Origin of the sequence: Psychrobacter sp. UBA5136 (assembly GCF_002414005.1) — a bacterium.
In the GTDB taxonomy this organism is placed as follows: Bacteria; Pseudomonadota; Gammaproteobacteria; order Pseudomonadales; family Moraxellaceae; genus Psychrobacter.
The window spans coordinates 19,537-40,524 of record NZ_DHYG01000025.1; the positions used below are offsets into that span (position 1 = coordinate 19,537).

The 20,988-nt window shown below is 45.2% G+C and carries 17 protein-coding genes; 6 read left to right on the forward strand and 11 right to left on the reverse strand.

The genetic code is table 11. The features are described from left to right. Window positions 1–39: 39 nt before the first annotated feature. The gene (locus B4240_RS03165) at window positions 40–1,812 is read left to right on the forward strand and encodes an acetyl-CoA C-acetyltransferase (RefSeq protein WP_296236789.1); all 1,773 of its coding nucleotides are present in this window, start codon (window positions 40–42) and stop codon (window positions 1,810–1,812) included. 286 nt (window positions 1,813–2,098) lie between these two features. Next, the gene (ppk2, locus tag B4240_RS03170; RefSeq protein WP_296236790.1) at window positions 2,099–3,112 is read left to right on the forward strand and encodes a polyphosphate kinase 2; all 1,014 of its coding nucleotides are present in this window, start codon (window positions 2,099–2,101) and stop codon (window positions 3,110–3,112) included. 178 nt (window positions 3,113–3,290) lie between these two features. Here the strand turns inward: ppk2 and B4240_RS03175 are convergent, their stop codons facing one another. From B4240_RS03175 to rsmG, 10 genes are all read right to left on the reverse strand, one after another. Next, entirely contained in the window at window positions 3,291–3,638 is a 348-nt protein-coding gene (locus B4240_RS03175) for a PilZ domain-containing protein (RefSeq protein ID WP_296236791.1), read from the reverse strand. Window positions 3,639–3,681: 43 nt separating this feature from the next. After that, window positions 3,682–4,800, reverse strand: coding sequence for a DNA polymerase III subunit delta' (locus tag B4240_RS03180; RefSeq protein ID WP_414707083.1), 1,119 nt, complete (start codon window positions 4,798–4,800; stop codon window positions 3,682–3,684). Window positions 4,801–4,957: 157 nt separating this feature from the next. Continuing rightward, window positions 4,958–5,770 carry a 3-deoxy-manno-octulosonate cytidylyltransferase gene (gene kdsB / locus B4240_RS03185; protein ID WP_296236793.1) on the reverse strand — a complete coding sequence of 271 codons (813 nt, stop codon included), beginning with the start codon at window positions 5,768–5,770 and terminating at the stop codon, window positions 4,958–4,960. Between the two features lie 38 nt (window positions 5,771–5,808). Then, the gene (lpxK, locus tag B4240_RS03190; RefSeq protein WP_296236794.1) at window positions 5,809–6,915 is read right to left on the reverse strand and encodes a tetraacyldisaccharide 4'-kinase; all 1,107 of its coding nucleotides are present in this window, start codon (window positions 6,913–6,915) and stop codon (window positions 5,809–5,811) included. 106 nt (window positions 6,916–7,021) lie between these two features. Beyond that, window positions 7,022–8,809 (reverse strand): lipid A export permease/ATP-binding protein MsbA, encoded by a 1,788-nt coding sequence (gene msbA, locus B4240_RS03195; protein WP_296236795.1) that lies wholly within the window; start codon window positions 8,807–8,809, stop codon window positions 7,022–7,024. Window positions 8,810–8,952: 143 nt separating this feature from the next. Then, window positions 8,953–9,396 (reverse strand): ExbD/TolR family protein, encoded by a 444-nt coding sequence (locus B4240_RS03200; protein WP_296236796.1) that lies wholly within the window; start codon window positions 9,394–9,396, stop codon window positions 8,953–8,955. 95 nt (window positions 9,397–9,491) lie between these two features. After that, window positions 9,492–10,232: a MotA/TolQ/ExbB proton channel family protein gene (locus tag B4240_RS03205; protein WP_296236797.1), complete on the reverse strand. Its 741-nt coding sequence runs from the start codon at window positions 10,230–10,232 to the stop codon at window positions 9,492–9,494. Between the two features lie 89 nt (window positions 10,233–10,321). Beyond that, window positions 10,322–11,467: a ParB/RepB/Spo0J family partition protein gene (locus B4240_RS03210; RefSeq protein ID WP_296236798.1), complete on the reverse strand. Its 1,146-nt coding sequence runs from the start codon at window positions 11,465–11,467 to the stop codon at window positions 10,322–10,324. A gap of 122 nt (window positions 11,468–11,589) precedes the next feature. Then, a complete protein-coding gene (locus B4240_RS03215; protein ID WP_296236799.1) occupies window positions 11,590–12,369 on the reverse strand; it encodes a ParA family protein in 780 nt (259 codons plus the stop codon). A gap of 190 nt (window positions 12,370–12,559) precedes the next feature. Beyond that, entirely contained in the window at window positions 12,560–13,276 is a 717-nt protein-coding gene (rsmG, locus tag B4240_RS03220) for a 16S rRNA (guanine(527)-N(7))-methyltransferase RsmG (RefSeq protein WP_296236800.1), read from the reverse strand. A 398-nt stretch (window positions 13,277–13,674) separates the two neighbouring features. On the opposite strand from rsmG, the gene B4240_RS03225 reads away from it, so the two are divergent. The 3 genes from B4240_RS03225 (at window position 13,675) to B4240_RS03235 (ending at window position 18,486) form a co-directional block, all read left to right on the forward strand. Next, window positions 13,675–16,485: an ATP-binding protein gene (locus B4240_RS03225; RefSeq protein WP_296236801.1), complete on the forward strand. Its 2,811-nt coding sequence runs from the start codon at window positions 13,675–13,677 to the stop codon at window positions 16,483–16,485. A gap of 113 nt (window positions 16,486–16,598) precedes the next feature. Continuing rightward, the gene (locus tag B4240_RS03230) at window positions 16,599–17,747 is read left to right on the forward strand and encodes a helix-turn-helix transcriptional regulator (RefSeq protein ID WP_296236802.1); all 1,149 of its coding nucleotides are present in this window, start codon (window positions 16,599–16,601) and stop codon (window positions 17,745–17,747) included. A gap of 79 nt (window positions 17,748–17,826) precedes the next feature. Then, the gene (locus tag B4240_RS03235) at window positions 17,827–18,486 is read left to right on the forward strand and encodes a TerD family protein (RefSeq protein ID WP_296236803.1); all 660 of its coding nucleotides are present in this window, start codon (window positions 17,827–17,829) and stop codon (window positions 18,484–18,486) included. Window positions 18,487–18,556: 70 nt separating this feature from the next. On the opposite strand, the gene B4240_RS03240 is transcribed toward B4240_RS03235, so the two are convergent. Further along, window positions 18,557–19,537: an ion transporter gene (locus B4240_RS03240; protein ID WP_296236804.1), complete on the reverse strand. Its 981-nt coding sequence runs from the start codon at window positions 19,535–19,537 to the stop codon at window positions 18,557–18,559. A 689-nt stretch (window positions 19,538–20,226) separates the two neighbouring features. On the opposite strand from B4240_RS03240, the gene B4240_RS03245 reads away from it, so the two are divergent. Further along, window positions 20,227–20,880 (forward strand): OmpW/AlkL family protein, encoded by a 654-nt coding sequence (locus B4240_RS03245; RefSeq protein WP_296236805.1) that lies wholly within the window; start codon window positions 20,227–20,229, stop codon window positions 20,878–20,880. Window positions 20,881–20,988 lie beyond the last annotated feature (108 nt).

Genomic DNA, 20,988 nt, shown 5'->3' on the forward strand with positions numbered 1-20,988 from the left:
CCCTTTTTTCTTCTACCCATATTTTTTAAGGATAATATTATGAGTAATAAAAATAATCACCCTGATAGCCCTGTCGTTGAAACCACTGTAGTAAAAGCTAACGATACAAAAAACACTGACACCGCTACTGAAGCGGCAGCAACAAAAGAAACAGCGACTACAGACGCCAATCAGCCAAATGTGTTTGACACAATGGCAAACTCAAAAACCGCTGAGCCAAAAGATACGGACGCCGACACGGCTGACACTGATAAAGCAGCGGACACTAATAAAACAGCTGACGCTAAGACCAACAAGGCCAACGACGAAAAAACCACAGATACAAACAAAACTGAGGCTAAAAAAGACAGCGCATCTGACAGCAATGCAAAAGACAGCGCTAGCACTACGGCTAATAAAGATGACAACGCCAACACTAAAGTCAATGAAGATGATAGCGCAGCAAAGAGTGCTGATAAAAACACTAGCGCTACTGATACAAAAGATACCAACACTATGGCTAAAAAATCGCGCAAAACTGGGCTTAGCTCAGGTCAGCATCGCGTGGCTATTTTAGGTGGTAACCGTATTCCGTTTGCCCGCTCAAACGGTGCATACGCCGATGTCAGCAATACTGATATGCTAACGGCGGCGCTAGATGGTCTGGTTGAGCGCTTTAACTTACAAGGCGAAAAAATGGGTGAAGTGGTTACAGGCGCCGTTATGAAGCTGAGCCGTGACATCAATCTAACGCGTGAAGCGACACTAAGCACAGCATTAAACCCTCACACCCCAACTTATGATATCTCACAAGCTTGCGGTACTGGCTTACAAGCAACCTTTGCTTCTGCTAATAAAATCGCCCTTGGTATCATCGATTCAGCGATTACTGGCGGGGTTGATACCACCTCTGACGCGCCTATCGCAGTTGGTGATGGCCTGCGTAAAGTGCTGATTAAATTGGGCGCCGCTAAAGACAACAAACAACGTCTAAAAGCTTTGATGGGACTAAATCCAAAAGACTTGATCGACTCACCACAAAATGGCGAGCCACGTACAGGTCTATCTATGGGTGAGCATCAGGCGATTACCACCCTTGAGTGGAACATCAGCCGTGAAGACCAAGACGAGCTTGCTTTTAATAGCCATAAAAACCTAGCGCGCGCTTATGACGAAGGTTTCTTTGATGACCTAATCACCCCATATAAAGGTCTGACGCGCGACAACAACTTGCGTCCAGATACTACGTTAGACAAGCTTGCTAAATTAAAACCTGTCTTTGGTAAAAAGAACGCCAATCCAACCATGACCGCTGCCAACTCTACGCCGCTAACCGATGGCGCCTCTTGTGTACTATTGGCCAATGACGAATGGGCTCAAGAGCGCGGACTTAAACCATTAGCCTATATCGTCCATCAAGAAACGGCTGCGGTTGACTTTATCGGTAAATCTGGCAATAAAGAAGGCTTACTCATGGCGCCAACCTACGCCGTGCCGCGTATGCTTGAGCGCGCTGGTCTAACGCTGCAAGATTTTGACTTCTATGAAATCCATGAAGCCTTTGCCTCACAAGTGCTATCTACATTGGCTGCTTGGGAAGATGAGAAATTCTGTCAAGAACGCCTAGGCCTTGATGCGCCTCTAGGTTCTATCGATCGTAGCAAGCTCAACGTTAATGGCTCATCACTTGCCGCAGGTCATCCATTTGCTGCAACAGGCGGTCGTATCTTAGCCACTGCTGCCAAATTATTGGATCAAAAAGGTTCAGGTCGCGCGCTTATTTCTATCTGCGCCGCTGGTGGTCAAGGTGTGACCTGTATCCTAGAGAAATAATTTACCAGTTTGGTTAATTAGCCAATAAATAACAGTCAACTCTAAAGCGCCCTTTAATCCGATGATTAGAGGGCGCTTTTTTTCTGAATAAAAACCTCACGTTTACATAATCAAAATTCCTTAAAAATGCAGCGTTACTGCTGGGATAACTTTAACGCTCAAAAATGTGTGCAGTAATCAAACACTGGGCATTCATAGCCGTAACCCTAAGTGTGCTAAAGTAATAGCCATATAAAGGACAGTCATAATATAGAACTGTTATAAAAAGAATTATTAGGAGCTTACTATGAGCAAAGGTCCCTCATCGATAGATCGGCAACCCTTACCCACATCAAAACGTCGCGATCTAACCTCGCCTGAACAGGGCAGCTTTATTAAACGTATGGATAAAGAAGTGTTTAGCGATGAGCTGCGCCGCAAAATGCATCAAGATCTGATAGATAGCTATGATGAAGAGCTTGAAAATGAGATAGACGACTACGTGCGCGATTTCCGTTTTGATGGGCGCGAGATGAGCGAGCAAGAACGGCTTGATCGCCGTACCTATTTTGAAGAGTTATTACGCCTGCAACGAGAGCTTATCAAGCTGCAAGACTGGGTGGTCGAATACGGCGAGCGCATTGTGGTGATATTTGAAGGGCGTGATTCTGCGGGTAAAGGCGGCGCTATCAAACGTATTACTCAGCGCTTAAACCCCCGTGTTTGCCGCGTTGCTGCCCTACCTGCCCCAACCGAACGCGAACAATCACAGTGGTATTTTCAGCGTTATGTCGCGCATCTGCCTGCCGCTGGCGAGATTGTCTTATTTGATCGTAGCTGGTACAACCGCGTGGGTGTTGAGCGCGTGATGGGGTTTTGTACCGATGCGCAGTATGAAGAGTTTTTCCAATCGGTACCTGAATTTGAGCGTATGCTGGTACGTTCAGGCATTCGACTGGTTAAATATTGGTTTTCGATTACCGATGACGAGCAGCATTCGCGCTTTATGAGCCGGATTCATGACCCGCTCAAGCAGTGGAAGCTATCGGCGATGGACTTACAATCACGCCGGCGCTGGGAAGATTATACCAAAGCCAAAGAAACCATGTTTGAGCGCACGCACATTCCTGAAGCGCCGTGGTGGGTGGTCGAAGGTAATGATAAAAAACGCGCACGACTCAACTGTATCGCCCACTTACTTGAGCAAATTCCTTATAAAGAAGTACCGCGCGAAGAAATCGAGCTGCCTGAACGTAAACGCGATGATGAGTATTACCGCGAGCCAATTCCTGACGATATGTATGTGCCGCCGCGTTACTAACCAAATTCATTTACGTATCATTTAACAAATTGCACTGACAAAAAAGCAGCCTTATGTATTTTATAAAGCTGCTCTTTTATGAGGTCGCTAAAATGTATTGTAGTGACAACAAACACAGTTGTTTCTCTGCAACTATTACTCTGCAAATGTTACCCTGCAAATGTTACCCTGCAAAGGACTACATAGTATAAGTCGACTGTAAACTATCAATTTTACCGGCTAGTAAACGCTCGACCTCATTTTTAATGCGCAGGCCAGCAATATCTGTGCCTATCTGTACGGCAAATCCTGCTGGACGGCCGCTTTGACTTTTTGAATTGATCCAAACGACTTTACCATTCATAGGCAGGCGTTCGCTAGAATTGGGCAAAGTCACGGCAATAAATACCTCATCGCCCAATTTTTGCGTTTTGTCGGACGGCACAAATAATGCGCCATTGGTCACAAAGGATAAATAGCTTGCGTATAACGTTTCCAAATCTTCAATATGACAGGTTAAAATCCCGCCACGTCCTGGCATTGCCATAGTCCGCTTCCTTTATGAGTGAGAGTTACTTTTTTAATCCAATTTATAAATAAGCCAATTCTTGCATCAGCTTATCATAAGCGAATTTTTCTTGCACATTTTGTTGTAGAGCAATTTTTGTTTCTTGCAGGCTATTTACAAACGCCTCTAGTCCATCTTCATCAGGTTGATAATTGTTTAAAGACGCTGCTAAATCAATGTCTTTTTGCAGAGCATCAAGACCCAAACAAACACGGCGTATATCAACGAGCATTAGCTCAGATAGTTGAATAAATTCGCTAATATTTAATTGAGTTTGCCAATAATCGCTTGCCGCTACGCTACTACGTTTGCCGCTACGCAGCGCTTGCCACGTCGTCAGCCACAGCGCGCGTTTGCTATACCAAGACGCTTGCGCAAGGGCGATCGCTGCTAGAGGCGCGCCATTTGCTAATTGTATCAGCTGCTCAATAGCAGCCGTGCCGACCGCTTCACGATTGACCGTACCGCCAAGTGCTTGTGAGACATAATCGACTGCAACGGCAGGGTCAATGGTCTGTAATGCCAACTGCTGAACGCGGCTTTTAATGGTTGGTAATAGCTGCGCAGGGCTGTCACTGATGAGAAATAAATGCACTTGCGCTTGCGGCTCTTCCAAGGTTTTTAGTAGCGCATTGGCAGCAGCAAGCGTCATTTGCTCGGCATAATCGAGCACACATATCCGCATGCCCTGACCGCCTTGATAAATAAATGGCTGCAAGGCACGGATATCATCGACCTTTATTTTTAACGCAGTATTACTGGCAGTTTTGGCAGCTTTTTTGTCTTTTGCCGTGCTACTTGCCGCTTCTTTATTATCAGCATTATCGGTACTGACCGGCATACTAATAAGTGGCAAAACTTGTAAACTTGGATGCGTTCCTGCTCTGAGCCATTGACAACTCTCGCACATCCCGCAAGCGCCGAGCGGTTGACTCTCGCGCTCTCGGCATAACAGCCATGCGATCAAACGCCAGACAAAGGCACGCTTGCCCATGCCTTGCATACCCGCTGCTAAAAGCGCATGCGGTAAGGATTGCTGCGGCGTTAATACCCGCTTGGTCAGCTGTGACCATAGCTCACTTTGCCACGGTAACAGCGGCGCAAAATACATATCATCCGTCAAAGGCAGTGTGCTTGTCATTTCAGTTACCTCACTCATGGTCAGCGCTCAATACCTTTAATACGTTAATACGTTTGGCACATTAATGTGCTTAAAACCTTTGAATAGCGATTAATGCTACTGTGTTTGATCAAGTGTTTTATAAAAGCCTGCTTAGGCTATTTTAAATAACTTGATATTAGTAGTCTTGAAAATCTACAAGACTCATGGCATTTAGGCGATCCAAATCTTCTTGGGTATCGACGCCTGCTGGTAGATGACAGCTTGCCGTGGCAATAGCAATATGCCCGCCATTTTCTAGTACGCGTAACTGCTCTAGGCTTTCTAGAGTTTCAAGTGGCGTTTGCGGCCAGTGTACAAACTGCTGCAATAAGCTGACGCGATAAGCATATAACCCCAAGTGGCGATAAGCATTTTTCGGCGATTGTTTAGGTGTCTCACTATCATTTGCTAACGCCACATCACGATCGCACGGTATCGGTGCCCGGCTAAAATACAATGCGCGCTGTAAATCGTTAGAAGTCTGACTGACGACTTTAACCACCGATGGACGTATAAAAGTCTCGTAGTCTTCGATAGGCTCACATAAGGTCGCCATCACGCTCTTGCTGTCTTGCACCAACAGTGCTTTAACTTGCTCCAATAATAACGGCGGTACTAGCGGCTCATCCCCTTGCATATTGACCACAATATCATGCTCAGCCCAGCCTTTAATGGCCGCAACTTCAGCCAAGCGGTCAGTTCCTGACGCATGCTCGCTACTGGTCATTACTACATCAAAACCTGCGTCTGTGCAAACTTTGGCAATCGCTTCGTCATCTGTCGCAATACACATATCATCCGCAAAATCAGCCAATTGCGCTTTTTCAGCCACCCAAAGTATCATTGGCTTATCATGAATTTTTAATAATGGCTTACCCGGTAAGCGCGTGCTTTTAAAGCGCGCAGGGATAACGATGTGAGTTTTGGCGAGCGTAAGGTCTGACGACATGGTTTATTCCTATAAAAATCATCTACATTTTTAGGCATTTAGCCATTAGTAATATCGACATTTAAAGCTTTTAATTGCTGCTGTAAACTGTCATAACAACTATCCGACAACACCGCAGTCACTGGCAATACCCATAATCGGCTAACGATTTCTTGATACTGCTCGCTCAGTGTTTGCTGGCGAGTTGCCGCCAATAGCAAGGCTCTTATTTTCACCGCGTCTTTACTGGTCACAACAATAGGCAGCTCGCCATACTGTAGCAGCTCATCCAAGCTAAAATCATAATGATCGGGATAAGCATGTCCAACGACATCAAAGCCAAGCGATAGTAAAGTATCAAAAAAACGCTGCGGATAGCCGATACCGCTTACCGCATGTACCCGGCTACTTGGCGTGGGCGGCATAAGTGACATAGCCGTTTTTGCTGCTGCGGATAAATCATTAGCAGGCCATAAAAGCTGCAATGTATCCGCTTGTAGATGCATGGTTAACCGATTAGATTGTTCTTCATTATTATCCGTGGTCGTCCTATCGGATTTTTCATGGTAAACCACGTTTGCGCCCTGTAGGCGCGACATCGGTTCGCGTAAAAAACCGGTTGGCAGCAATTGCTGATTACCAAAACCGCGAGCCGCGTCGACCACAATCCACTCAATATCGCGTTGTAGCGCATAATGCTGCAAACCATCATCAGCAATAATCAGTTGTAAGTCGGGATGAGCGCTTAGCAAGGTAGTAATCGCCTGCTTGCGATTGGGACAAACTGCCATAGCCGCGCCCGTCGTATTGACAATTAAGCAGGGCTCATCCCCTACGATACTTGGCAAACTATCAGCATGCACCAAAGCGGGCATCTGACTGCTATCCCCGCCATAACCGCGGCTGATAACGCCTACCTTGATGCCTTGCCTTTGTAAGTGGTTGACCAAGGCAATAATTAACGGTGTTTTACCGCTGCCGCCGACCGTAATATTACCAATAACCATCACAGCAATAGGCGCGCGATAACTTGAAAACAATCCCGCTTTATAAGCTTGACGGCGCAGCACGGTAATGAGACCGTACAACCAGCTGACAGGCAATAGCAGCCAGAGCCATGCGGCCTGACGTTGCCATGCACGCGTCATTGTCGTCTCAATACTCATGATGGTTTATTACTTATCCTATATATTCAGCCATATTTATACTACAAAGTATAATCACTGCTTCCATTAGCTTTACTTAAACAGCAGCTTTACTCAAACAGTACCTTTACTCAAAATCGCGGGCGTACATTTGCGCATAATGCCCCTGCAATTGCATCAGCTCTTCATGGGTACCTAGCTCGACAATTCGGCCGCTATCCATAACAGCAATACGGTCAGCGGATTCAATTGTCGTTAAACGATGGGCGATCACCAGCGTCGTGCGATCTTTCATGACATTATCGAGCGCCTTTTGAATGTAGTATTCTGACTCATTATCTAAGGCACTGGTGGCTTCATCTAAGATTAAAATCGGCGCGTCCTTTAACAGCGCACGCGCAATCGAGATACGCTGACGTTGACCGCCTGATAGCTGCAAGCCTTCAGCGCCAATCTCACTTTGATAGCCATTTGGCATTTTCATAATAAAATCATGGGCAAAAGCGTCTTTTGCCGCTTGCTCAACTTCAGCTTGGGTTTTATCTGCCAAACTACCATAGGCAATATTATTAAACACCGTGGTGTTAAAGAGCACCACCTGCTGATTGACCATGGCAATCTGCGCGCGCAAGCTTTCAAGCTTAATATCTTCAATTGGCATACCATCGAGGGTAATTTGCCCAGAAGAGGTCGATAAGGTACGCGTGAGTAAATTGACTAAAGAGGATTTACCAGCGCCGCTACGCCCGACCAATGCGACTGTTTCACCTGCGCGCACGTCTAAAGTAAAGTCTTGCAGCGCCACGGTTGAATCAGGATAAACCAAACTGACGTTATCTAACTTAATGTCACCTACTAGAGTTGGGCTAAGCACCCCTGTATCTTCTTCTTCTGGCTCATCCAGTAAAGTAAAAATCGACTCGCCTGCGGCAATGCCTTTTTGTAATTTTTGATTGACATCAGTGAGCGAGCGCACCGGCTTACTTAATAAGCCTGCGGCAGCGATGTAGGAAATAAACTCACCCGCCGAAATATTATCTATCACCGCTGGCCGCAGCGCGAGCCATACGACGACAGCCATTGCCGTCGCCATCAATAACTGCACCGCTGGAGTATTAATACTATTGGTGACAACGACCTTCATCCCTTGGCGCAAGTTTTTCTTCGACGTCATATCAAAACGTTCGGCTTCATACGCTTGCCCGCCGTAATTTTTCACCACCTGATAGCCACCGATGACCTCATTGGTGATATGGCTGACATTGCCCATGGTTTCTTGAATACCTTTCGACAGCTTTAGGTAGCGCTTTGAGGCCACACGTATCAGCCATAAAATTGGTGGCAGCACGACGAATAAAATCAAGGTTAAGCGCCAGTTGCTATAAAGTAAAAATCCTATCAAGGCCACCACCGTCAAACCATCGCGCAACAAAGTTTTCATCGAATCGGTGCTAGCGGCAGTCACCTGCTCAACATCAAAAATAAGCTTGGAGGAAATGGTCCCTGCTGGATTCGCCAGATAGAACGAGCTTGGCAAGCGCAAAAGCTTATTAAACACTTGAACGCGTAATTCATAAACAAGATTACGCGAGACCAATGCCGTATAGTAATTGCCTAAAAAACTGCCCACACCGCGGACAAAAAACAGCACGACAATAATAAAGGGAAACAAGTCCTGCTTACTTTGATCGTTTTGATTGATGGCGTCAGTGATATATTGCAACAATTTGGCAATCCAAATCTCTGTCGCCGCATTAATCGCAAATCCTATTATGACCAAAATTAGCGCCCACCAATAAGGTTTAAGGTAGCTTAATAGACGTAATAAAGTCCTATGTTTGGGCGTATTTGATGGCACTGCTGATAACTTTTTAGCAGGATTTTTTTTAGAGTCAGGTTGATAAGCTTGGCTCATAAAAGCCTCAGTTTAGGTATAAAAAAGGAATAAATGACACAAATATAGCAGTGGCGTGTGAGCATAAAGTAGAGCAGTAAGAGCGTTAAGGGTAATGATAATAGTGCTTAATAACCTTTCTCGCTTTATTAAAGCCCTAAAATTTACTGTGGCACAGATTCTGGTAAAGGCTGCCCAAGTGGCACAACTGTGCTGATATTTAGATTTAAAAAACCCAATTTACCAGCGATATCCATAACGCGAACCACCGATTGATGCGTGGCATTGGCGTCAGCGGCAATAACGAATAGCATATCACGATTACTTCCCGCCTCTTGCTGTAACATATTGGTTAGTTCCGCTTCATCGCTACTGGCAAGCGTAATACCGTTGACCAGATAACTGCCATCTTCTTGCACGGCCACTTCGATACTGTTTTTCTCTTCTGTCATTGCCACCCCTTCCGCTTCAGGAAGAATGATATTTAGACGGCTAAAGTGGTTAAACGAGGTAGCAAGGAGTAAAAATACAATTAAAAATAATAAGCAATCAATCATTGGCGTCAGATTGATTTCAAGCGGCTCAACGGTCGGTTTTCTAAAGCGCATATCGCTCTCTTTAATGGGCTTAAATATATAGATTCAATAAACAGTGGCTCATACTATTATCTTTATAATCCATTAGGATAATACCAACACTAGCATTAAGTCGCCGCCGTCGTTGCTTCTAATGTTTCTAAATCTGAGGTGTTCATTGAAAGCTCATAATCCATACGCTTATTCACTTCTACACTACTAGCAGGGAGAGACATGGTAGAGGCGTGCATATTCTCTAGCAATTGATAATCATACAACTCTTGAATCATCAGTCCCGCTTGCGTTTCAAACTGCGCATTGATATCGATAATACGGCGCTGAAAATAGCGATAAGCAACCAGAGCTGGGATAGCGACAATCATACCAGCAGCAGTGGTAATCAAGGCTTGTGATACGCCCGCAGCAAGCATCGTTGGATCTTGCATCGCGCCATCAGTAATCGCTAGAAAAGACGAGATAATACCTAATACCGTACCTAGCAAACCAAGCAAGGGTGCAATCGCACCAATGGTACCGAGCATATTGATATTTTTTTCTAACTGATGCACTTGTACGCTGGCACGGTTTTGCATATGCATGGTCATCGAATCTAAGCCGTATTGGCGATAAAGCAGACCGGTCGCGAGAATGTCACCCAACGGGGTTTTTTCTTTCACATTCATCAGCTGCGTACGACCAATATCACCGTTCTCACGTAGGCGCGTTATCAGCTGCTCGCGCAATCTATTAGGTACAATTTTATTAAATTGCAACGTATGGCTACGCTCGATAATAATCACCAACGCCAATATTGAGCACAACACAATAGGCGTCATCAGCCAACCACCTGCTTTTACCAGCTCCCACATACGCATTCTCTTCTATATTTTTATAAAGTTATTAAAAGATGGTTTTACGTTTATATAGTCAGCAAAAAATACTAGGGCGTGTCCTCATTTTAAGCCTGCGCTTCCATATGTTTAATCAAAGCCGCTAGTTGCTCATGACTGTGGAAGAATATCTCGACACTACCCTGCCCGTCTTTTTTATGCTTAAGCTTTACTTCTGCGCCTAGCATGTCAGTTAAACGCTGGGTTAAGCGCTCAGCATCACGCGATTGGGTTTGCCCAGGGCGATTGACTTTCGGCGCAGGTTGCAAGATGGATTTGACCAGCTTTTCAGCTTCGCGCACCGTCATGCCCCCATCGATAATCTTTTGCGCAATGATGGGCTGCTGTTCTGAGGATAATGCCAACAATGTACGCGCATGCCCCATATCTAACGCGCTGTTTGCCAAATGGTCTTTGACCGTGTCATGCAGCTGATTCAAGCGCAAAAGGTTTGAAACCGTAGTACGCGCTTTACCCACCACCTCGGCAATCATCGCATGACTCATACCGAACTCTGTATGAAAACGCTGCAGGGCAGCGGCCTGCTCAATCACCGATAAATCTTCGCGCTGAATATTCTCAATCAATGCCAGTGCAATGGCTAGCTCATCGGATAACGCACGCTCAATCGCTGGTATAACCGATTTACCAGCCATTTTTGCCGCACGCCAACGGCGCTCACCGGCGATAATTTCGTGCGTCACCAAGGCTTCACTTTTGTCTTCATTCGCCAGTAAAGGACGAATAACGATCGGCTGCATCACGCCATGTTGCTCAATAGAAGAGGCCAATTCTGCTAGCGCCGTTTCACTCATATCACGGCGCGGCTGGTATTTACCTGCCTGCAAGCGCGTGACATCAATTTGTACCAAGCTGATCTGGTCTTCAGAGGCGCTGTTTTCTGTGGCGTTACCACGAACTTTATTAGCAGGGGATTTTTTAATCGTCCGCGCTTTACGATTATTATTGTCAGTAGCTTGCTCAGATACTGGCAAAGCAGAAGGTTTGTGAGCAGTTTTTGCATCAGCAGCTTTGTCTACCGCGCTGGCATCCTGTTCCTGCTTTTTAGCGTCTGATATTTCCGCTGACACAGTAGCCTCGCGCACCACCGCGTCATCTTGTAAGGCAGAGGCGGCAATTTGCTTTTCTTTTTTGATTGACCCTAGTAAGGCATCTAAGCCCCGATTGGCAGCCAACCCTCTTTTCTTTGCCATGATTACCTATCCTCTAACGCTAAAATAAAAAGCCAAATAATGATAAATACAAGCTTACTAATAAATACACTTTGCTGTTTTTTTGCTGTTCTTAATATGTTCACTGAACAAGCCACTGACAATTAACGGCTTTGTTTCATCACTTCAGCCGCCAGTTTTTGATAAGCGCGCGAGCCTTTTGACCATCTCTCGTACGCGATAACCGGCAAACCATGCGCCGGCGCTTCTGCCAAGCGAATGTTTCTTGGTATATGGGTGTTATACATGATATCGCCAAAGTGCGCTTCTAATTCAGCAGACACATCACGCGCCAAGGTATTGCGCGTATCAAATAACGTTCTTACCACGCCGCGAATATAGAGCTTAGGGTTGAGTTCGGTCAGACGCTCAATCGTTTGCGACAAATCCGCCAACCCTTCTAGCGCATAATACTCGCACTGCATCGGGATAATCACGCCGTCGGTGGCAACCAAAGCATTAATCGTCAGCAAATTTAAGCTTGGGGCACAGTCAATAATCACATAATCATAAGCTGGTTTGTTTGCCGCCATTTGATCGTTGATCAGCTCTATCATCGCCGTTTTAAACAGCTCATGGCTATTGGTTTTGCTCATTAAGGTGATGTCCATACCCGCCAAATCACGATTGGCACCGATGACATCAAACCCAGCCGGACTCCTCACAATCGCCTCAGATAATGACACCCCATCAAGCAGCACATCAGCGATGGTCAAGTCCAAGGCGTTCTTATCGACGCCCGTGCCACTGGTGGCGTTACCCTGTGGGTCTAAGTCAATCAGCAGTACATGCTTGCGCTTGGCCGCTAAGCTGGCGGTCAAATTCACTGCCGTCGTGGTTTTACCCACGCCGCCTTTTTGATTCGCAATTGCTATGATTTCCATACACTCACTCAATTTAATTAGGATCTGTTACTGATTTTTACTCAAGCATTTTTGCTATTAGTGCTCATTATTTTACGCACACGGCACACTTTTACCTATCGCTTATTTCATCGCGAGCGTACAAATAAATAGAAAAATTATTTTCACAATAGAACAAATGTTGTTCTATCGTCATTTGCGTGTTCATAGCTTAGACATTTTTATAAGATAATTCAATTAAATGACGACTATCTTGTAAACGCGGCACTTTTAACGGAATCGTCTTAATCTGCCAATTCTCATCTAGCGCTTGGAGCTCTTCATTGCTTGGCGCTTTGCCCTTCATCGCGCATAAATAGCCATTATCTGCCAAACGCGGCTGAGCAACATCGACAAAATCAATCAAGCTGGCAAACGCTCTCGACGTTACCACCTCATAGCTGGCTTCATGCGCCTCAATACGCGAGGCGACTGGATGCATATTGCTCAAACCAAGCTCGCTACTGATTTGCTTAATAAACCGAATTTTTTTCTGATTACTATCAAGGGCGGTACACTGGCGCTCAGGCTGACAAATAGCAATAATTACCGCTGGCAAGCCCGCGCCCGTCCCAATATCAAGCAGCGAGCCTGATGGTAAATGGGTTATAATAGCCAAGCAATCGATGATATGTTTGATAAGCGCTTCGATTGGATCAGTAATCGCGGTCAGATTATACGCCTTATTCCATAATAAAAGCTGGTCTAAATACAATAATAACGTGCGCTGCTGCGATGCGCTTAAAGTAAGACCCAGCTCATCTATTGCTTGCGCCAAAATATTTGCCAGTGTGGGCAGTTGCGCGCCAAGCTTTACAAAACCTGTCGGGTCAATATGACTGTTACCCGTGCTAGCAGACGATGAAGAGGTTTTAGTAGAAGCTGACATACGGGATTTCCAGTTTTGACATGTGAACCGTCTATTTTATCATGCGCTCTGCCCATTGAATAGTTGCAGATTGCGCCAATGTCCGCCATCTTATACTATCCATATCTGTATTAAAGGCTTATCTTTCTAAATAGTCATCAGTTTATCTTAGCAAAATGCCTATCATTTCACCTTAATTTGCTAAAATCCTCATTTGTCGGCATCTGTCTAAGATACAAAACTGCGCTGAATGTCTTGTCTAAAACGCGGCTATATCTTGTAAGATGCTCTTATTTCCTACTATAAATGCCTCATCATTAAAAATGCGTTCCTAAACTTAATGCTTAAACTCTAAAAGCTTAATAATCAGTTAAACATCACCGTCTTTCTACCTTCTTAAAACGACTTATTATACAACTATGACCGAACCGCAAAATACCTCTATGAATCAAGACTTAAAAGATACCAATCCTATGGTAACACCTGTCAATAAAGCAGCAGAAGCAAAATTACCAGCACGCAAAGAGTCGTCAGACATTACTCAGCCAGATAGCACCTTAGATGCGCCTAGCACGCCGCATCCGGCATTCATTGACGTCACTAAGCGCTGCCTTGTCAGTACCGAACAGCTTAAGCGCTATACTGATCCAAATAAATTACCGACCGATACCCGCACTGCTCCCGATCTAGATATCGGCTTTGGACAGCAGCGCGCCCTTAAAGCCTTGCAAACAGCACTGGATATTCATGCCAGCGGTTATCATGTGTTTGCCGCTGGTGAAAATGGCTTGGGCAAACGCACGGTAATCAGTCGCTTGCTACAGCGGATTGCTGCCGATGCCCCAACGCCTGATGATTGGGTTTATGTGCACAATTTTACCGATCCTCGCACACCGCAAGCACTGCGCTTACCTGCCGGACAAGGGCAAATATTGCAGCAGCAGGTCAATCAACTATGGCAGCAGGCCAAAAAACGGCTTAGCCAACGCTTTCGTAGTGACCAATATCAAAGCAAAATCGAAGCGATTAAAAATGCTACCCATCAAAAAGAAAGTCAAGCCTACGATGACCTAAACACCGAAGGCAAGCAGTACGATTTGGCGCTCACATTCCGCGCATTTGATAATAAAGCGGTATTTGTACACCCTAGCCAGCTACCAAAAGAAGATAGCGATGCTAGTGATAGTGAGCTTAAAGACGATAAAACCTTTCATAATTCGAAAAACAAGACCATAAAAGATGAAAGTAAAAAAGATGATGACAATGAACAAGAGAATAGCGAATACGACAATAACGAATACAGCAATAGCGAATATGCAGCCGAGCTGAATAATTTTGCGCAAAAAAACCATATGCAAAAGCGCTTAAGTCAGCTAACCATTGCCTTAGAGCAATTAGAAGACGAAGCCAATGATGCCATTGAAGTATTGCATCGCAGTATTGCACGCCGAGCGCTCCAGCCTTTATTTGCGCCTATTTATGAGCAGTTCGCTGCCCATCCATTGGTTGTCGAGTATTTGAAAACCGTGTTTGCCGATATGGTTACCCATGTCGAGCGTATCGTCAATGGCGATGATGAAGAGTTTGTGACGGCCGTACTTGCCACAACGCCGAGCCGCTATGCGGTAAATGTTATTGTCAGTCATGCACCAGATAGTGGCGCGCCGGTTATCTTTGAAGATTTGCCGACGCATTTAAACCTGTTGGGTCATGTCGAGCAAATCACCCAATTGGGCACCGTCACAACCGATGTCAGTATGATTCGAGCAGGAGCTTTGCACCGAGCGAATGGCGGTTACTTGCTATTAGAAGCCAGTCACCTGCTTGAGCATCCTTATGCCTGGCAAGGGCTTAAGCGTGCCCTGCAATCGCGCAAAATTAAACTCTCAAGCCTTGAGCAGATGCTGACCTTAACAGGTAGCCTATCGCTTGCTCCTGCGCCGATTGACCTTGATATCAAGGTAATTTTGCTTGGCGAGGCAGATTTGTATTACGAATTATTAGAGCTTGAGCCGGAGTTTGATGCGGTATTTAAAGTTCGCGCCGATTTTCACGATGACGTGACGCGCAGCCCTGAGCACGAATTGGCACTGGTAGCAAAAATGGCTGACATCATTGATTATGCCAACCTTTATCCTTTTGATAGCAGCGCCCAAGCCGCTCTACTTGAGCACTTAAGCTTACAAGCAGAAGACCAAGACCGTCTAAGCCTACATAGTGATTTATTGATTAAGCTGTTGCATGAATCCAACCGCCATGCGCGCCTTGATGGACAAAATATCGTCAGCGCTAATCACGTTACCCATGCTATCGACGATATGGACGAGCGCTCAGGATATTTGCGCGACTTGTATTGGGATGAGTTAAAAAATGGCCAGCAGCTGATTCAGACCCAAGGTAATGCCGTCGGCCAAGTCAATGCGCTAACCGTCGTCAGTTACGCGGACAGCGAATTTGGTATGCCCGCTCGTCTGACAGCGGTTATTCAGCCAAATATTGGCGCGGGTGAAATCCTAGATATCGAGCGCGACGTCGATTTGGGTGGTAGCTTACACGCCAAAGGCATGCTGATTATGACCAGCTATTTGCGCGCCTTATTTAGTCAGCATCATGCGCTGAACTTTAGCGCCTCGCTTGCATTTGAACAAAGCTACGCCCATATCGATGGCGATAGTGCCACGGTCAGTGAAGGCTGCGCGCTGCTGTCCGCTTTAGCAGATGTCCCTATCAATCAATCTTTTGCGATTACCGGCTCGATGAATCAGTTAGGCGAAGTCCAAGCGGTTGGCGGTATCAATTCTAAAATCGCTGGGTTTTTTGACGCTTGCCGCGAGCAAGAGCTGACCGGACAACAAGGCGTGGTCATCCCCATGGCCAACGTCAAACAATTGATGCTGCGTGACGACATCATTGCCGCCGTCAAAGCCGGCCAGTTTCACATTTATGGCGTGCAGACGCTCAGTGAAGCCTTGACCTTAATGACCGGCCTACCTGTCGATACCATGAACAAAAAAGGTCGCTACCGTAAAGAAACCTTGTTTGGCAAAGTGTTAAGTCGATTGATGCTTTGGGATGAAAATCAAGACGCTGCTGACGACGTGGATGATAAAAAATCAAAGAAAGAAGATAAGAAAAAGCGCAAAGCCAAACGCCAAAAAAAGCAAGATAAGCGTAAAAAAGCACAGAGAGAAAAAGATGCAGGGCATGAACATACAGAAGCGCATCCCTAGACGTTGGCATGCTTTTCTGCGATGATTAACTTTATGTGATTGCTACGTTAATGAATAAGGCACTTATAAAAAGCAAACCACCAAACTTGTGACTGAATAAAGGTTATCTCTTAATGACTGTACCTTCTACTAACGCCGATAATCTCCAAGCGCAAGCAGCTGCTGATGAGCCAGCAACTGCCCTAGTAACTACAGAGCTGACGACAACAGAGAATGAGAATGAAAATAAAGCTTCTGCCGACTCAGCGGATAACCGTCATGGCGCCGCAACGACGGCGCGGCAATGGCAAGTATTGTCGCAATTGCAGCGCAATCGCTGGGTAGGTACGACGCATATCTATGAGCAGCTTATCTTGGCAGGTTTTGATATCAGTTTGCGCACGGTGCAACGCGACTTAAACGCCCTTGCCAAACGCTTTCCTATCGAAAAAAACAATGCCAATCCGCAAGGTTGGCGCTGGAAGGATGACGCGCCACTACAAAGCTTACCGCATATGAATTTATCACAAGCGGTTGCCTTTAATATGGTTGAAGCCAATCTCAGCCAATTGCTACCGCCGGTTATTTTAGATGAGCTATTTCCTTGGTTTGATTTGGCACGCAGGCAACTTAAAAACAGCAAAGTCACCCATTCATGGATTGACAGAGTACGTATCGAGCCTGCCTCTCAGCCCTTGATTGCACCGCATATCGACTTAGAAAGCAAAGACAATATTTATCACGCGTTATTTTATCAATTACAAATAAAAGCCAGTTATACTCGCAGTGGTAAGTCACAAGCCAGCGAATATATTTTAAATCCCATCGCTATTATTCAGCGCGGGGTGATTATTTACCTGTTAGCAACGCGTACCGATGACCCAGACGCGATTATCCGCACCTTTGCCCTCCACCGCTTTGTCAGCGTTGAGATACTTGAAAGTGCGGCTCAAACCCCAGACAATTTCCATTTGGATAACTATCTGGATGCCGGTAGCATGGGCTTTAGCCACCCCCTATTTAGTCAACTACCCGATCATGGCAAACATACCGCGGTTGAGCTACAATTTACCAAACAAGCGGGCAAAAGCTTAACGGAAAGCAAGCTCAGTGACGACCAAACCGTCACCGTCAATGAGGATGAAACCCTAACCATTCGAGCAACGGTAAACCTAACCTCGCAGCTGGTCTGGTGGTTACGCGGCTTTGGCAGTGGGCTGCTAGATGCCAAACCCGCGCTACTGTATCAGGCTGTCTTAGACAAAGCAGTAACAGACGAATAAAGGAATCGTTCGACTTCATGGGCAATGATACTTAAACTAAGCAACATCTCTCATATTATAAAAATATAAAAGGAATATTATGTCGACCACTGTCCCATCACCATTACTTTCAGACAGTTTAAGAGGGCTGGGTTTAGATACGGGCACCTTATTTTTTGCGCTAAACTACGAATTTACCAGGATTGAGCACAAAGGCATACTAAAGCGCCTTAAAAAAAATGAAAGCGCGATTGATATCGATTTGGCCTGCGTATTGTACGACGATAATTGCACCATCAGCGACATTGTCTGGTTTAAGCAGCTGCGTGATAAAGCCGAATCCGTCAAACATCAAGGCGACAGTTTAAACGGTAAAGACCGCGGTGAGCAGGCGATGTATCTTGCGCCCCTTGACCAAGAGCAAATCAGAATTTATTTGGATGAAATTCCTGCCCACATTCGCCACATTGCTTTAATCGCCAATTCTTACCACGGACAGCCTTTTATCAGAGTAAAAAAAGGCGAGATTCATTTGAGCGATGATGAAGGCAACCGCGTTTTTGAAGTGAATTTAAAACAGCTACCACCCGACTGCGTGACGCTTTGGGCTGCGCACCTACGCCGAGAAGTAGATGATTGGCACTTGACCCTACAAAATCTACCACTGCCTGCAGAAGATTTAGCAACCGCCGCACAACAAGTGGCGCATGAATTGGCACGCGTGCTACCGATCACCCAAGGCCTCGCCCGTTCAATATAAAAAAGCACAAATATAAAAAGACACAAATATAAAAAATACAGCGGAACGGGGATAGTTTTTTGCCATCCTTTTACTCTAACGGCTCGCCGCAGTGCGGACAAAAATTCTTTTGCCGTACTTCTTTTTCGCGGCGCTCAAGCTCTTTTTCGCGCAGCACTTGCAGCACAATCTCTTGTGCTTGCTCCTTATCCAATCCAAGCTCGCGGCGGATTTTTTCAATCATCATCTGATTTTGCACCAAATCAAAATCACTATCGACCAGTTGCTCGCGAAAATCTTGTTCAAGCTCTTCGCGGCGCTGGCTCAGCTCATTGGCCAAACCTGTCGCCAAAATACCAGCGGGCAATGCCGCAAGACCGACACCCAATATCGTAATAATCGCGCCCAAAATCCTGCCCGCATTGGTAACAGGCGTGACATCGCCGTAGCCGACCGTCGTCAGGGTGACCACGGCCCACCACATGGCCTTGGGTATCGATTCAAACTCCTCGGGCTGTGCGTGATTTTCTACCAGATAAATACCGCTTGATGCAGTCACAATCATAATAATTAAGATAAAAATGACCGCTTGGAATGAGCCTTTCTCCTTACTAATAACCACCAATAAAATACGTAAGGAAGCGAAATAACGGGTGAGCTTAAGAATGCGAAACAAACGCAAAATACGTAAGAAACGCAAATCGATACTGACAAAGAAATTTAAAAACGCCGGTGCAATCGCGATGATATCAATCAATGCCGATGGACTTTTTAGCCATTCCCAGCGCTGACGCCACGTGGTATTGTCGGGCTTAGCTTCAGCGACGCTCCATAACCTCAGCAAATACTCGATAGAAAATACCACAATAGAGAAGTTTTCAAACCACGTAAAATAGGCTTGATACGGATAATACCAATTGTCAACCGACTCAGCGATGACCGCCGTGACGTTTGCCATGATCAAAAAGATGAGAAAGTAGTCAACATAACGACTAAAGAGCGTGTCGTGCTCATCGTTTTGCAGAATATTATAAACAAAAAGACGCAAGCGCCGTATAGATTGAAATAGCATGCCGTCCCTATGCGGTGTAACACCGGTTCTATAGCAATAAAATTCAGGCAGGAGACATCAATAAAAAGGTGGTTGCGCTTGCAGATTTACTGATGAGCTGTTTTAAACAAGGTATGCCAATTTTTCTTCAGACGTTATGATTATACAAAATTTATATAATAAATGTAGGTTGCTGCGAGCAATATCATCGCAGTGACAAAAAACACCAAACGTAGAAATCGCTCACTGGCTCGTAACTGACTGCCTAAGTTTTGCGCAGGTAATAAAAACAAGCCACATTTGGGACAACAGTCGTCCATTTGGTTTAACAGTTTTATTGAACGGGCGTTTTCACAGCGAAGGGGGGAGTTACTACAATAGCCGAGCATAATAGATAATCAATCCTTTTATTAGTTCCATTCCTTTAATAAATAATAGCGGAAAATGTAAATTTAGCATAGCGAAGCAATTTAAAAATACAGCCTAATTTAACCTATTAAACTAGCTATTTAAACTCACTATAACTGCAACATAACGCTCAATTATGACAACTTCCTATGCAAAACCTTACTTCTAGCAAGGTTTTTGTATTATAATAGAGAGATAATGTTACGAGTTAATCCCTAACTCTTACATTATGTAACGGTCACTGATGCCATCCCTCATTAGAAACTGACCAATAATTATCTATTATGTTGAGGAAATTAACGATGAAACTACAATCCCTAGTTTTAGCTGCTGCAACTGCCCTTACTATGACCACTGCTTTCGCCGTACCTGCGGGTACTTGGTCTATCGCTGCTGGCGCCCATTATGTTGACCCCAAAAGTGATAACGGTACTCTAGCAAACACTGATCTTAGTTTAGTTGCGAATGTCGATGTTGATGGCGATGTGCGCCCAACCATCAGTGGCGAGTACTTTATCGCTGATAACGTTGGTGTGGAGCTATTAGCTGCTATTCCATTTCATCATGATTTCACTCTAAATGATGCTACTGGTAACGAATTGCTTACAGGCAAAACTCAGCATTTACCACCTACTCTTTCACTACAATACCACTTCGATGGCTATAACCTACCTATGAATGTGAAGCCATTCGTTGGTGTTGGTGTGAACTACACGACTTTCTTTAAAGAAAAAATTTCTAACGGCGCGGACCTAGATCTTGATGATAGCGTTGGTGTTGCAGGTCATATCGGTCTAGATATCCCATTTGCCCCAACTGAGTCATTGCGTATCGATGCGCGTTATATGGACATCAAAACCGATGCGAGCTTAAATATTGACGGAACTAAGTATGAACTTGGTGAAGTAGATATCAGCCCTTGGGTATATGGCGTTGCCTTTGTAAAACAGTTCTAATATAGCTTACTGCTATAAACTGAACGCCATAAATAAAAGGAGCCAGCTTATTTGCTGGCTTCTTTTTGTTTGTGAGTATTTCCTTATTATAGTGAGTGAAAAGTAATA

Excerpts from the sequence above, each read along its gene's own strand:
- B4240_RS03165 (WP_296236789.1), top strand. The coding sequence starts at position 40 with ATGAGTAATAAAAATAATCACCCTGATAGCCCTGTCGTTGAAACCACT.
- ppk2 (WP_296236790.1), top strand. The coding sequence starts at position 2,099 with ATGAGCAAAGGTCCCTCATCGATAGATCGGCAACCCTTACCCACATCA.
- B4240_RS03175 (WP_296236791.1), bottom strand. The coding sequence starts at position 3,638 with ATGGCAATGCCAGGACGTGGCGGGATTTTAACCTGTCATATTGAAGAT.
- B4240_RS03180 (WP_414707083.1), bottom strand. The coding sequence starts at position 4,800 with ATGACAAGCACACTGCCTTTGACGGATGATATGTATTTTGCGCCGCTG.
- kdsB (WP_296236793.1), bottom strand. The coding sequence starts at position 5,770 with ATGTCGTCAGACCTTACGCTCGCCAAAACTCACATCGTTATCCCTGCG.
- lpxK (WP_296236794.1), bottom strand. The coding sequence starts at position 6,915 with ATGAGTATTGAGACGACAATGACGCGTGCATGGCAACGTCAGGCCGCA.
- msbA (WP_296236795.1), bottom strand. The coding sequence starts at position 8,809 with ATGAGCCAAGCTTATCAACCTGACTCTAAAAAAAATCCTGCTAAAAAG.
- B4240_RS03200 (WP_296236796.1), bottom strand. The coding sequence starts at position 9,396 with ATGCGCTTTAGAAAACCGACCGTTGAGCCGCTTGAAATCAATCTGACG.
- B4240_RS03205 (WP_296236797.1), bottom strand. The coding sequence starts at position 10,232 with ATGTGGGAGCTGGTAAAAGCAGGTGGTTGGCTGATGACGCCTATTGTG.
- B4240_RS03210 (WP_296236798.1), bottom strand. The coding sequence starts at position 11,467 with ATGGCAAAGAAAAGAGGGTTGGCTGCCAATCGGGGCTTAGATGCCTTA.
- B4240_RS03215 (WP_296236799.1), bottom strand. The coding sequence starts at position 12,369 with ATGGAAATCATAGCAATTGCGAATCAAAAAGGCGGCGTGGGTAAAACC.
- rsmG (WP_296236800.1), bottom strand. The coding sequence starts at position 13,276 with ATGTCAGCTTCTACTAAAACCTCTTCATCGTCTGCTAGCACGGGTAAC.
- B4240_RS03225 (WP_296236801.1), top strand. The coding sequence starts at position 13,675 with ATGACCGAACCGCAAAATACCTCTATGAATCAAGACTTAAAAGATACC.
- B4240_RS03230 (WP_296236802.1), top strand. The coding sequence starts at position 16,599 with ATGACTGTACCTTCTACTAACGCCGATAATCTCCAAGCGCAAGCAGCT.
- B4240_RS03235 (WP_296236803.1), top strand. The coding sequence starts at position 17,827 with ATGTCGACCACTGTCCCATCACCATTACTTTCAGACAGTTTAAGAGGG.
- B4240_RS03240 (WP_296236804.1), bottom strand. The coding sequence starts at position 19,537 with ATGCTATTTCAATCTATACGGCGCTTGCGTCTTTTTGTTTATAATATT.
- B4240_RS03245 (WP_296236805.1), top strand. The coding sequence starts at position 20,227 with ATGAAACTACAATCCCTAGTTTTAGCTGCTGCAACTGCCCTTACTATG.